Origin of the sequence: Exiguobacterium sp. AT1b, from assembly GCF_000023045.1 — a bacterium.
GTDB lineage: Bacteria > Bacillota > Bacilli > Exiguobacteriales > Exiguobacteriaceae > Exiguobacterium.
In genome coordinates, this window is sequence record NC_012673.1 from 2,261,367 (window position 1) to 2,273,011 (window position 11,645).

At 45.9% G+C, this 11,645-nt stretch carries 13 protein-coding genes and 2 tRNA genes; 8 read left to right on the plus strand and 7 right to left on the minus strand.

Annotated features, from left to right (window positions below; translation table 11 throughout):
- The first annotated feature begins 100 nt into the window (after positions 1–100).
- Positions 101–328 (plus strand): hypothetical protein, encoded by a 228-nt coding sequence (locus EAT1B_RS11780; protein WP_015880789.1) that lies wholly within the window; start codon positions 101–103, stop codon positions 326–328.
- A gap of 178 nt (positions 329–506) precedes the next feature.
- On the opposite strand, the gene EAT1B_RS11785 is transcribed toward EAT1B_RS11780, so the two are convergent.
- Positions 507–1,421, minus strand: coding sequence for a hypothetical protein (locus EAT1B_RS11785; protein ID WP_015880790.1), 915 nt, complete (start codon positions 1,419–1,421; stop codon positions 507–509).
- 196 nt (positions 1,422–1,617) lie between these two features.
- Between EAT1B_RS11785 and EAT1B_RS11790 the strand changes: the two genes are divergently transcribed.
- The 3 genes from EAT1B_RS11790 (at position 1,618) to EAT1B_RS11800 (ending at position 3,840) form a co-directional block, all read left to right on the plus strand.
- A complete protein-coding gene (locus EAT1B_RS11790) occupies positions 1,618–2,814 on the plus strand; it encodes an LCP family protein (protein WP_148209493.1) in 1,197 nt (398 codons plus the stop codon).
- A 79-nt stretch (positions 2,815–2,893) separates the two neighbouring features.
- Positions 2,894–3,601, plus strand: coding sequence for an NAD(P)-binding oxidoreductase (locus EAT1B_RS11795; protein ID WP_015880792.1), 708 nt, complete (start codon positions 2,894–2,896; stop codon positions 3,599–3,601).
- Between the two features lie 20 nt (positions 3,602–3,621).
- Positions 3,622–3,840 carry a PspC domain-containing protein gene (locus tag EAT1B_RS11800; protein WP_015880793.1) on the plus strand — a complete coding sequence of 73 codons (219 nt, stop codon included), beginning with the start codon at positions 3,622–3,624 and terminating at the stop codon, positions 3,838–3,840.
- Positions 3,841–3,879: 39 nt separating this feature from the next.
- Here EAT1B_RS11800 and EAT1B_RS11805 read toward each other — a convergent pair whose 3' ends face one another.
- Entirely contained in the window at positions 3,880–4,734 is an 855-nt protein-coding gene (locus tag EAT1B_RS11805) for an aldose 1-epimerase family protein (RefSeq protein ID WP_015880794.1), read from the minus strand.
- A 75-nt stretch (positions 4,735–4,809) separates the two neighbouring features.
- On the opposite strand from EAT1B_RS11805, the gene EAT1B_RS11810 reads away from it, so the two are divergent.
- A complete protein-coding gene (locus EAT1B_RS11810; RefSeq protein WP_148209494.1) occupies positions 4,810–5,376 on the plus strand; it encodes a TlpA disulfide reductase family protein in 567 nt (188 codons plus the stop codon).
- Positions 5,377–5,425: 49 nt separating this feature from the next.
- Here the strand turns inward: EAT1B_RS11810 and EAT1B_RS11815 are convergent, their stop codons facing one another.
- The 4 genes from EAT1B_RS11815 to EAT1B_RS11830 all read right to left on the minus strand — a co-directional run bounded on the left by EAT1B_RS11815 (position 5,426) and on the right by EAT1B_RS11830 (position 7,160).
- Positions 5,426–5,632 carry a DUF3006 domain-containing protein gene (locus EAT1B_RS11815; protein WP_015880796.1) on the minus strand — a complete coding sequence of 69 codons (207 nt, stop codon included), beginning with the start codon at positions 5,630–5,632 and terminating at the stop codon, positions 5,426–5,428.
- A 408-nt stretch (positions 5,633–6,040) separates the two neighbouring features.
- Positions 6,041–6,841 carry an MBL fold metallo-hydrolase gene (locus EAT1B_RS11820; RefSeq protein ID WP_015880797.1) on the minus strand — a complete coding sequence of 267 codons (801 nt, stop codon included), beginning with the start codon at positions 6,839–6,841 and terminating at the stop codon, positions 6,041–6,043.
- A gap of 156 nt (positions 6,842–6,997) precedes the next feature.
- A tRNA-Gly gene (locus tag EAT1B_RS11825) sits at positions 6,998–7,071 on the minus strand.
- Positions 7,072–7,086: 15 nt separating this feature from the next.
- Positions 7,087–7,160, minus strand: a tRNA-Gly gene (locus EAT1B_RS11830).
- A 138-nt stretch (positions 7,161–7,298) separates the two neighbouring features.
- Here EAT1B_RS11830 and EAT1B_RS11835 point away from each other — a divergent pair.
- The 3 genes from EAT1B_RS11835 to EAT1B_RS11845 are packed head-to-tail and all read left to right on the plus strand — an operon-like array spanning position 7,299 to position 8,625.
- The gene (locus EAT1B_RS11835; protein ID WP_015880798.1) at positions 7,299–7,658 is read left to right on the plus strand and encodes a hypothetical protein; all 360 of its coding nucleotides are present in this window, start codon (positions 7,299–7,301) and stop codon (positions 7,656–7,658) included.
- 2 nt (positions 7,659–7,660) lie between these two features.
- On the plus strand, positions 7,661–8,215 hold the full coding sequence (locus tag EAT1B_RS11840; RefSeq protein ID WP_148209495.1) for a hypothetical protein: 555 nt from the start codon (positions 7,661–7,663) through the stop codon (positions 8,213–8,215).
- The gene (locus EAT1B_RS11845; protein WP_015880800.1) at positions 8,212–8,625 is read left to right on the plus strand and encodes a DUF3805 domain-containing protein; all 414 of its coding nucleotides are present in this window, start codon (positions 8,212–8,214) and stop codon (positions 8,623–8,625) included. The genes EAT1B_RS11840 and EAT1B_RS11845 overlap by 4 nt, the downstream gene beginning before the upstream one ends.
- Before the next feature lie 39 nt (positions 8,626–8,664).
- Here the strand turns inward: EAT1B_RS11845 and EAT1B_RS11850 are convergent, their stop codons facing one another.
- On the minus strand, positions 8,665–11,637 hold the full coding sequence (locus EAT1B_RS11850) for an SH3 domain-containing protein (protein ID WP_015880801.1): 2,973 nt from the start codon (positions 11,635–11,637) through the stop codon (positions 8,665–8,667).
- Positions 11,638–11,645 lie beyond the last annotated feature (8 nt).

Here is an 11,645-nt window from a genome sequence, read left to right on the forward strand (position 1 = left end):
GTTTCATCGTTCATCTGTGAGATTCGTCAAATGTCAGCGCAATGAACGGATGAGACGTGCTATACTTAAACACAATGAAAACACGGAGTAGGAGTATATGATGAAATACATTTATCAACTGATTCTGGTTTCTGTGCTTTGGTTGACGGTAACACCGTCTGCAGCCATGGCCGAGACAGAACCGGTCGTCATTCATGAAAATATCATTGTCGAAGAAGATGTGGACATTCATGAAGGATTTCAATCGCCGAATGAAATGGTGTATTTGTTCGTATTAATTGTATTGTTATCTGTCATCGGACTTGGCATGATGAATACGATTGAATAACGTGAAAACGTTCACAAAAATGCAATAAGTGATTTGGTAACGGTTACAATCGTTCCCTTATACTTATATGTGTAGGAAGAAAGTTCTGCACCAACTTTCTGTCCTCCTTTTCAAATGAACACCCCTCGTTCATATCATGTATTGGAGTCAATCGATCCCATCGATTGACTCCCTTTTTTTAAAATCGGATTCGCTTTTCTTTAGCAATTCGTTTTAAGCGCTTCGTCTCACTAGTGTGTCCGTGACTCTCTAAAAAGTCGACATATACCCGAAATGGTTCGGAGCGATGAGAAAAGAATGGGATATATTCAGCGAACAATTTTTGTTCCGCTTCTTTCAAATTCCCTTCAGCGACGAGAAGGCGGAGTTCTAACATCTTGAGCGCTTGATAGTTTTCGAGCGCGGTATCCTCTGTTTGGGACTTTTCTAACATCCGATCGCAAAGTTTTAAGAGACGAGAGTGGAGGATTTTTCTTGTATTGGCATGACTGTGTTCGATAGGTAGCGTTGAGAGTAAATCGATTCGTGTAGAATCAACATCTTTTGGCACGTGGAGCGCGGTGTATAGGGCGCGGTCAATCCAAACGGTATCAATCGGGGCATCGAGCTGATAATAGTGAATGAGTTGTTTGAGCATGGTGACTTGTGAAATTTTTAAAAGACGAAATGGGTCACTCGTAGAGAAGAGCGGTTCTTCGCCAGCCGATGTAGAGAGGAGGTAAAACATTTCTTCATACATCGTCCGTGCTTCTGTATATTCCTCGGCGTAATGTGCTAAATCGCGAATGATTTTTTTAGCGTGGATGTACCAATTTTTTTGGTCGCGTTCTGACATGACTTGATTCGGACGAATGTACAAATGTTCATACGCAGAATCAACAAACCGTTCCGCCAAGGTGATGGTTTGCGAGAGCGAATGTCGCTCTTCAGAATTTTTTTTCTCTTTATAGCGCGTGTATTGGCTGATCATAAAATCAAAATCTTGATCATCAATCACATCTTTAGGAGTGTGGCGGTACATTTCGACGAGCAAATCGCGTAACGTCGCCTCGCCATACTGTTCTAACAACACGCGTAACTTTCCGATGCGCATCAGCTCTCCTCCTTTCAGTCAAGCTTCTCGAGGGCAATCTCGATTTGGGCAGACAACAATTATTATTCCTTTCCCGGTTTTCATCTGAAACAATCATTTGCTCTCATGCTTAAGACGGATTTTCGTAAGAAACGTTGTCAGATGATGGCTAGTTCGGGATAATAGAGAAAAATTGATAAAGTTGAGGATCATAATGATGAAAGATGAACAACATTTATCGCGTGTTGAACGTAGAAAGCGCGAATTAGAACAACAAGAAATCGAATCGTCTCGTGTGGACCATGGTCAAGCGGACGAGCCCTCTATACATCCACAATCTGAACAACAGCGTGAACGGGTAACACGCCAATCAGAACATCCCTTTTTAAATGAACAAACGAAAGAATCTCCAAGGACGAAAAATGGGACGGCAAAGTCGAGTCGGAAACGACTACCCCGGGTTTCATTATTTTCGAAACGGAAATCATCTCGTCCAACATCCCGACAGACGACGAGACAATCGAAACCATCTACTCCCGCTAAACGAGAAACGGATCATGCGTCTAAACAACCAACGAAACGAAAGCGTAAATGGAAAGGGAAAGCTGTCCTTTTTCTACTTGCAATGCTACTGATTGTTGGATATTTTGCGACTGCTCCATTCACATTCCTCATTATGGGGAGCGATGCGCGGGTAGGGGAATCGTTGTCAGGATCTCGTACAGACTCCCTGCAGTTGATGGAGTTCGTACCACGTTCTGGGACTGTTCAGAACGTATCGATTCCACGTGATACGTATACAGCGATTCCATGTGAACCTGAACGAGAAGGTGACAAAATCACGCATGCGTTCGCGTTCGGCGGCGCAGAGTGTACGATTGGTGCCGTGGAAGGGCTAACCGATGCCTCGGTCGATGGACAAGTCGTCATCACGTTCGAATCGTTCATGGAATTGATTGATTTGATCGGTGGGGTGAATGTCACGGCGACGCATTCGTTTAGCGAGAAAGGGTTCAACCAGACGTATGAGTATACAGAAGGTGTTTCCTATGCAATGGATGGAGACATGGCATTGGCGTATGCGAGACACCGTAAATCGGATACAGACGGAGCGCGTTCGAATCGTCAAACGGAGGTCATGACAGCTGTCGCTGAAAAGCTGGCAAGCCCTTCAGGTTGGACAAAAATTCCGGCGACGTACCGCTTCATGAAAGAAGAAATGGGACTTGAGATGAACGTCTTGCAAATGGCATCTGTCGGATTGACGATGATTTCGAATCCTGAGGTGAATAAGATGCAAGTTGAGGGTCAAGATGCTTATATCAATAACGTGTATTACTATGAACCGTTAGAAGAGAGCGTGCAGGCGATTCGAGACGCCCTTGATTTATCTGTCTGGGGTACTGTCAGATAATTTTAAGAAAAGGGTTTGATTCTGACTTGAAAGAGGAATTTTAATCAAATGAACTACTCTTTTGAGGAGGGAAATTTGAATGAAAGTTTTAGTCATTGGAGCAACAGGAAAGATCGGGAAACGTGTATTGAAAAGCCTGGCGAAAACCCATCAAGTGACCGCTTTAATTCGTTATCCTGAACTACAAGCAGAGTACGAGAAAATGGGTGCACACGTATTGACGGTTGATGTCGAGACAGAACTCGAGAAGAAAGTACATGAGGCGACAAGTGGACAAGATGCCGTTATTATCGCGGCAACTGCCGGCGCGGATGGTTCGAGCACTGAAATTGAACTGCTTGACCGAAACGTTGCGATGAATGCCATCGATGCCGCCAAGAAGGAACGGGTACGTCATGTCGTCTTACTCAGTGCCTATGGCGCCGATCAACCGAACGCTGCACCGAAAGAACTCTTTAACTTTCTGTCAGCTAACAATGCCGCTGACGAGTATATCGAACATAGCGGTTTGAACTATACGATCATTTGCCCAGTGACCATTGTCGATGAACCGAGTAAAGGTTCAATCGAAGCATCAGAGGACTTGAATGATGCGGATGGTGCGACGATTTCCGAAACGGATGTCGCGACTGTCATCGCAGCGTCTCTCGACAACCGGGGTCTGTACGGTCGCCGAATTGAAATCAAGTCTGGTAGCACACCGATTAATGAAGCGCTCGACTTTGAAGGGCGTGGAGAGGTTGCGAACGGAGGAAGAACGACATTACGTCGACCACAACGATCATAACGAGTTGAGGAGAAGATGACATGGAACGGAAACTTTATAAAGACCCAAACAATAAAGTGATTGCCGGTGTTTGTTCAGGGCTTGGAAACTATCTCGGGGTGGACGTCACCATTATGCGTGTCCTATTTGTGGCGATGGCCCTTCTCGGTGGCCCGGGACTCCTCATTTATATCATTCTGGCGCTCATCATGAAAAAGCCAGTGTCAGAATATGAAGCCGAACAAGACGATCGCTTCTAAACCAAAAAATCAATCCGACAAGACGTCGGATTGATTTTTTTAGTTCTCCACATATAATGTGTAACTTGCTTCAAACGTCTCATTTGGTGCAAGAAGTTGGATCCCTTCTTTGTGTAGGAAATCTTTTCGATGTCCTTTATAATCCGCATGTCCGAACCAAGGTTCCAAACAGACGAACGGAGCGTCTTTCTGTGGCGGAGACCAGATGCCGAAATGCGTGAAAGAGGGACTTTCCATCACGATGGCTGCGCCGGTCGGTTGATGTCGGAGTGCGGCATATTCAATCTTCTCAAAAATGAGTGCGTCGTCGTCAAATAACGACCGAGTGAGGGGGATATACTGACGCTCTCCGAGTGGTTGATACGCGCCTGTTAAATAAGGACCCTCGAGCAAGTAGCGATCGAGAGAGCGGATTTCGCCGAAATCGATCACGTAGTCTTCAAATGTCCCACCCATGAACGGAATATTGAATGCAGGATGACCACCGATGCTAAACGGTAACGTCGCTTCGCCCGAGTTATGGACTCGATACGTCACAATCACTTCTTCGCCCACAAGTTGATAGGACACGGACAGTGTGAATGGGAATGGATAGTGTTGACGCGATTCCGATGTATCGTTCAATGTGAAGCGGACCGACGTGGCTGTCGAAGATTCGATTTCGAACATAGCGTCCCGGGCGAATCCGTGTTGACTCATCGTATAGGTGTTTCCCTCATATACATATTGATCATCGAGCAACCGCCCGACAATCGGGAAGAGGATCGGGGCTTGTCGTCCCCAGTAGGTCGGGTCCCCTTGCCATAAGAGTTCAGTTCCAGATACTTTCCAACTCGTCATCTCAGCACCTTGTGCCTTTAAGGTAATCTGTATTTTCTCGTTTTGTAGTTGCACAATCCATACGCTCCTTTACGGGTTTATGATAAGTTAAGTGTAGAAATCTTAAGTAAAACAAACAAGGGGTAAATGATGCGCTTACAAAGAATTGGTATTGGAACGCTGATCCTTCTATTGATTGCTGGCCTCGCATATAAAGGCTACGAGGAATATATGATGACACAAAAGAAAGAAGAAGCGGTTCCGATCGTTCAAGATGAATCGGTATTAGGCGGACTCGAAGTGGGGCAACAAGCCCCAGACTTCACTTTAAATACGTTAGATGAGGAGAAGATGACCCTTTCTGAGTTCCAAGGACAGCCGGTCGTCATTAACTTTTGGGCCTCTTGGTGTCCACCGTGTCGGGAGGAGTTCCCTGAACTTGTATCGTTTGAAGAAGCGACAGGTATCCCAGTACTTGGTGTGAACGTCACCAAAAATGAGCGACGAGGAAAAGAGGACGTGGAGGCATTCTTGAATGAGTATCCCGTCGATTTTCCGATTCTGTTAGATGAAGAGGCCACTGTCGAGCAGCAATATCGAGTTGTCGCATTACCGACAACGTACGTTCTAGATGCAAAAGGAATCATCGTGGCGAAAAAAACGGGTCCAGTTGACGAGGCATGGCTCCAACAACAACTTGACGACATTTCAGAGTGACCCATTCAAAAAAGCTGAACGACCTGCCCGGTTAGAGAGGGCAGACCGTTCAGCTTTTGTAGTGTTGCTTGATCAACGCATCAAAGTTAGGGGTCATATCTTCTTCAAGATAATAATGATGATTGTCTCGAATAATCGTATCACCAACACGTGCTTCGGATGGTAGGAATCGTCTAGGGATGAAGCTTGAGCCGTTATTCCATCTCAATACGGCATATTTTCCCTCGATCCGTACCAATGTACCGTACTTAATCATACCTCTTCCTCCTCGACGAGCAGCTTCTGTCTCTTTTTATCCTTACATCATGTATTCCCACATTCCACAAAAGCTACACATCTTTACACGTGCCTGTCTAATCACTGTGAGCAAGTTGTATCAAAAAACGATAGAGGTTAAATGCGGGAAATGTGAAGAAAGTTTGAAGAAAACGCTTTCTTTTTTGAAGATGGTCTTTTATAATAAAACCACGGGGTGATTATGACGAAACTGTGAACAATGGGGGGATGGTCATGTTTTCTTCTGCAATGATTGGGTTACTCGCTCTGACGGGAGTAACGATCTATGGGGTTGACCGTATGTTCACGGTCCGCTCAGAACGCGTCACAAAGAAATAGGTCTACATAGGGGGAAATCGCAACGTCTTGGGGAGACGTTGCGATTTTTTTATATATCTTGTTGTCGAGACCGGCGATCGGTCTCTTTTTGTTCCACCATCTTTCGATTCCGTTCATGAACACGGTCAAAAAAGGCGTGCTCTGGCCATGAAGGGGACCAGTGGCGTTCTTCAGGGAGTGCCAAGATATACTCTTCCGCCGCACTCAATCGCTCAATCATGTGACTTCGGCTGTCACACAAGTCACCGTGACCTGGTACGAACCAACGAATCTCATGTTCGTAGATGAGTGATTGTAAGGTTTGTAGCGTATCAAGATAGGCGGTTGGGTCGTGTTCGATAAATGGTGGCTCGACATTGGAACCGTAATCCCCACAGACGAGAAGATTCATGGATTCGATTAGAACGGACATATGTGTGGCATCATGACCGGGTGTAGAAAGGAAGGTTACGGGCACCGAACCGATTAAAATCGTTTGATCGGGTTGGATGACCAGGTCGATGTCAGGTTTTTGAATCGGGTGATCAATGTAATACTGTTCATAAAACTCGCGAATCTCATTTAGTTGGTCAGATGAGTCTGCATCGACGAAAGCCTGTGAGGCGATCGTTGTTGCATCTGAAAAGCCGTAAGCTCCAATGATGTGATCAAAATGATGGTGTGTGAAGATGACATAAAGCGGACGATTGCGACGCTGTAACTCGATGTCACGCCGAATCGTCGCGATTTCTTCCGGGAGCCAGGTCGGATCAATCAATAATAGGGCATCCGGTGTATCGATGAGGGTCGATGTCGTTCGCATCAACGCGCTTTCGTATACAGTAAAGGATTGCAGCTTCGCTTGAATCAATGGGGTTCCTCCTTGTCTGTATGGATTCAATCTCTCTTTTCCCCAAAACAATGGATGGAACAACAAAAAAGCAGAAAGTCGTGTGACTTTCTGCTTTTGCAAGGTCTCAACCGTGCAGTGTATGTGTGCGAGATCCTCTCGCGTATATGTCGATATTGGAGCGGGTGAAGAGAATCGAACTCTCGTCATCAGCTTGGAAGGCTGAGGTTTTACCATTAAACTACACCCGCATGAAAGAAAAAATATGGAGCGGGTGAAGGGAATCGAACCCTCGTCATCAGCTTGGAAGGCTGAGGTTTTACCATTAAACTACACCCGCGAAACGTATGAACTCTTAACGTTACTTTGATATAATAGCATATACGATGGAATTTGCAAACCCTTTTTTAAAAAAACTTTTTAGGTTGCAGAATCCTATTCACAACACAGATAATAGAAAAAAGGGGAGAAATGAAATATGAGTGAGCGAAAATCATATTTACGACTGATGGGTGAAGGGTTTCGAATGTTGAAACAATCGAAACAAACGGACGCGACGGTGTCTCTCCGAAGTTGGACGTTTTCAATCCGCCATGACCAAGAATGGCAAGTTGTGTTACGAACGAATCGAATCAAGTGGGTCGGATTACCAAGTATGACGTTTGAGATTCAGCCAAATATGATTCAAATAGGAGATCTTCGAGTCACCCGTCACGCACAATCGAACGAAGTACGTTTGACAATCGATGAAGAATGGGGATTGGAAAATAAGGTTGTTTGTGACAACCTAGAATGGGAAACGTTCGTCGATGCGCTCAAACAAGTGAAGGGGGAGTAAGCGTGAGTGGAGAGAGGTTGTATCGGATGGAAGCCGAGGCTCGAGGGAGTGCTTGGCGTGCCCGGGTTCTAACAGGAATTCAACGATTTCGATTTTACAAAGGGGAATTGCTTGCACCGACAAACCGACCGTACGTCGTGCTGAGCATCTCGCAAGATGAAGGAGCCCTGCCAGATTTAATTGAGACCGATATGGGTATCCTCTTGATCCATGAGCGGGTGGGACCGATCTTCATGAATGTCTGTCCGTATGACGTTCAGCTCGTTCGTGTCGAGCTTCATACGAGTACCGGGAAAACCGATCGTTACTGTGCGTTGAACGTCCTCCGTCGCTTTGAAATCGAATACCTTGAACATTCGAACGAATATCGTCCGCTGAGTGCGGATCGACTCTATTTCCTATCCAATCAAACTGTCCGCATGAACTTATTTGGACATATGATCGCCCAAGACGTAAACAGCCAACGTCTATACGTGACGGAACGCTTGAAGTACGCGCTTCAAGCTAAAATGGTCACAGGGCTGGCATTCAAGCAAGTAAAGGAGAAAACAGCATGAAAGAGTACGAAATTGATGGGTGGTTCCGCCTGACGTATCCGGAACATTATGAATACAGCGAAGAGGAAGACTATGTGAGTTTTTACTCGACGGAAGCGGATGCGCAAGGGACGCTTCAAATCTCAATCTATGAATCAGAAGATTCGCAAGAACCAAAACAATCCGCAATGAGCGAATTGAATACGTTCTTAGGAGAATTCCCGATTGATGTGAAGATTGCTCCGAGTATCACGACTGAAACGAGTAATATGACAACGGCCTACGCGAGTGGGATTGAAGACGGGATGCATTTAGATGTATGGTCCTTGACCGACGGGAAACGGCTTTTATTCTTAACTTATGTAGCCGATCAAGTGACCAATGAAAAGATGGAGATTGAATCGATCATCGATTCGATCGAGTGGACATAAAAGGAGACACGACGCCAACGAGGCGCGTGTCTCCTTTTGTTACTGATATTTTGGTACATCGAAGTTGAGTGTGTAAGCATCAAGTGATTGATAGATATTATAGATGCTTGTCGTTTGTTTTGCGGCCCATCCGATATCCGTTGCATATTGGTGCGTTCCAGGTGAAGAAGGATTGAAGCGCATCTTATACAGTGTATTTTGTTTGTATGTCGGGTGATTGATATAGCTAGCCCCGATCCAGTAGGCTCCTCCGATAATCGCTTCTTTAGGAGAGAACCACTTTTGTTGGAATGCGTATTTGGCGCCGTTTCCAAGAGGGTTGCTATCTGTTGCTTGAATACCGTACATATTATAGACGGTTGCGGCAACAGGACGTTCTGGATAAATCCGATTCCCACTCGAGTTGATCAATGCATTTCCATCTTTATCGACAGGAACTCCTGTTGCGAGAAGAGATGTACCATGACCAGTTTCAAGGATGGCATGCGAGAGAAGATACACTTCGTTCACGCCATACATACTAGCCGCATCCACGAATGCCTGACCTTGTCCACTGAGCGTTCCTTTCGATGTGAGGACCTTGTTCAATGTTGTCGCAGTTGTCCCGGCGCTCTTCGATAAATCTAAGAATTGATAGAATGATCGAGAGTTTGCATCAATCTGGCTAGGATCGACGTATGGGAGAAGGTCATCAACTGATGCACGACGCCAAGTGTTATCAAAGACACGGATATTGTGTCCAGCCGGTCGTTTATACGAAATCGTATAGTAAGTGCCGGATTGACCTGTAATCGTAACGGTTTCACCAGTATTGATTTGACCGTACGCGTGAGATGTTAAAATTGGACGGCTCAAAATGTTGGCGGTTCCGACGACTGAACTCGGTGTCACGTAACCGGTCATCGTGCCGTATTTTACTTTATACCAAACGGTTGACCCGGACGTATAACGGTCAACGTATTGAATCGACGCACCATATGGAATAGTGACGAGCGAGGATGAGCTTGAAGAGGCTGTCATCTTCAAAGCGGTTCCTAACCCTGATACAACAGTCATCTCCGATTTTACAATCTTTCCTGTCGACCCGTTGACACTGACCCAAGCACGAGGTAAGTAAGCTTCATCGTATCGATGGGCATCCGTTTGAGCGAATTGAGCCACTTGACGGTCTGCCATCTGACGAGCTGTCATCGGATAACTCGTATACGAGACTTTTTTCGTGATGCCTGTCGCAGGTGGGGTCGTTGTGACCGGTACGACGTAATCGGTATGAATGTAGTTGCCGCTATACGTCCCACTCGTAAGAAGTGCCCATTTCGAACCGACAATCGGTTTGATGTTGACAATCGTTCCCGTACTTAACGTTCCGACTTTATTAGTCGTCGATGATGAATCAGGCGTAGAACGAACGTTGAGGGGCTCGTTCCCGTCTACATAGATGCGAACTTGGCGTTCTTCTTCATATTGTTCGTCTGACGGTGCTGTTTTCGAGAAGTAGTCCGCCGTCGCATAACCTATGATCGGACCGTATTCGATTTTAAAGAATCGCTCCGTGAGACCAGGCTCCGACACTTGCTGAACTTTCGTACCGAACGGAATGATGGCAATCTTCACTTTTTCTGCATCCGAGCGGTTGTATAAAACGACGTCACGCGTTGTATAATAATCTGTTTTCACCACGACCTCTGGATCTTTCAATGAGAAGTGACTAGAACCCGCATATCCTGTTTTTCCGTCATAACGAATCTTGAACCAAGAGCTAGAAAGCCCGCTTTGCGAAAGTTGTTCTACCTTTGCACCGAATGGAATCGTCGCAACCTTTGTCGCTCCGGCTGCGGACGAACTATACATCGCTACATTTCGAATCGCAAAGTATGGTGTGATCGTCACTTCTTCAGGTGCCTTCGTTGAAAAATGGCGAGCGGCAGCGAAACCGGTGACTCCATCATATTCAATTTTGAACCAAGAGTCCGATAAGTTAGCATCCGATACTTGGACGACTTTTGTCCCTTCTTGAATCGTGCGAAGACGAGCCGCTCCGGAAGCGGATGACTCATATAACACGAGGTCTCGAACGGCATAATAGGTTGTCTTGACGACGGCTTCAGGTTTTGATGTCGAGAAGTTACGCGCGGCCGCATAGCCGACCGTGTCCCCATATTGCACCTTATACCAAGATGAACTCAATCCGTTCACGTATACACGCTTCACTTCTGCTCCGAGTGGGATTGTTGCAATTTTTGATGCACCAGTTCCTGTACCATTGTAGAGCGCGACATTCTTCACTGCGTAATATGTCGTGACCGCTTCTGGAGCAAGCGGAGTCGGTGTAAAGTTACGTGCCGGTGCATAACCGACGAGTGAACCGTATTCGATTTTGTACCAAGATCCCGTCGTTCCTAAAGATTCTAAGTATGTGACTTTCGCACCTTCCGGAATCGTAGCGATTTTTGATGCGCCAGTACCTGTCTTGTCATATAGAACGGCTGTCGTAGACGCGTAAAATGTAGGGCTCGTTTCGGTAAAGTATCGTGCCGCCACATATCCTGTATATGTACCAAATTGTACTTTATACCAAGATCCTGTAGCACCATGTGTTGAGACATGCGTTACGAGTGATCCTTTTGGAATGACCGTTTCGATGGAAGCAGACGTCGACATCGAAGAACGAAGATTAACGTTCATTTCAGCCACATATAACGAAGCAGATGAAGTAGACGCTGTTGACATAGATGAGCCGATCGTCAAATACGTAGAAGAAACGTATCGTTTTTGACCTTCGAAGTTGATTTGTGCCCATTCATCGTTGACGGCGTATACGTCTACCGTCGTTCCTTCTGTTAACTTGCCAACGATTGAAGACGATGTCGATGAATCAGACCGTACATTTAAAATGGGTGTGTTGACTGTTCCTTCGGATGTTGCTGCGTATGATTGGAGAGGCGCAAGGGTGCTCAGAATCGTACCTGAGACGATGGTGGCAACCCCCAATCGTGAGAGTGTCGATTTCAATATGTTAC

Coding starts and splice junctions, on each gene's coding strand:
- EAT1B_RS11810 (WP_148209494.1), top strand. CDS start 4,810: ATGCGCTTACAAAGAATTGGTATTGGAACGCTGATCCTTCTATTGATT.
- EAT1B_RS11795 (WP_015880792.1), top strand. CDS start 2,894: ATGAAAGTTTTAGTCATTGGAGCAACAGGAAAGATCGGGAAACGTGTA.
- EAT1B_RS11790 (WP_148209493.1), top strand. CDS start 1,618: ATGAAAGATGAACAACATTTATCGCGTGTTGAACGTAGAAAGCGCGAA.
- EAT1B_RS11815 (WP_015880796.1), bottom strand. CDS start 5,632: ATGATTAAGTACGGTACATTGGTACGGATCGAGGGAAAATATGCCGTA.
- EAT1B_RS11800 (WP_015880793.1), top strand. CDS start 3,622: ATGGAACGGAAACTTTATAAAGACCCAAACAATAAAGTGATTGCCGGT.
- EAT1B_RS11785 (WP_015880790.1), bottom strand. CDS start 1,421: ATGCGCATCGGAAAGTTACGCGTGTTGTTAGAACAGTATGGCGAGGCG.
- EAT1B_RS11780 (WP_015880789.1), top strand. CDS start 101: ATGAAATACATTTATCAACTGATTCTGGTTTCTGTGCTTTGGTTGACG.
- EAT1B_RS11835 (WP_015880798.1), top strand. CDS start 7,299: ATGAGTGAGCGAAAATCATATTTACGACTGATGGGTGAAGGGTTTCGA.
- EAT1B_RS11845 (WP_015880800.1), top strand. CDS start 8,212: ATGAAAGAGTACGAAATTGATGGGTGGTTCCGCCTGACGTATCCGGAA.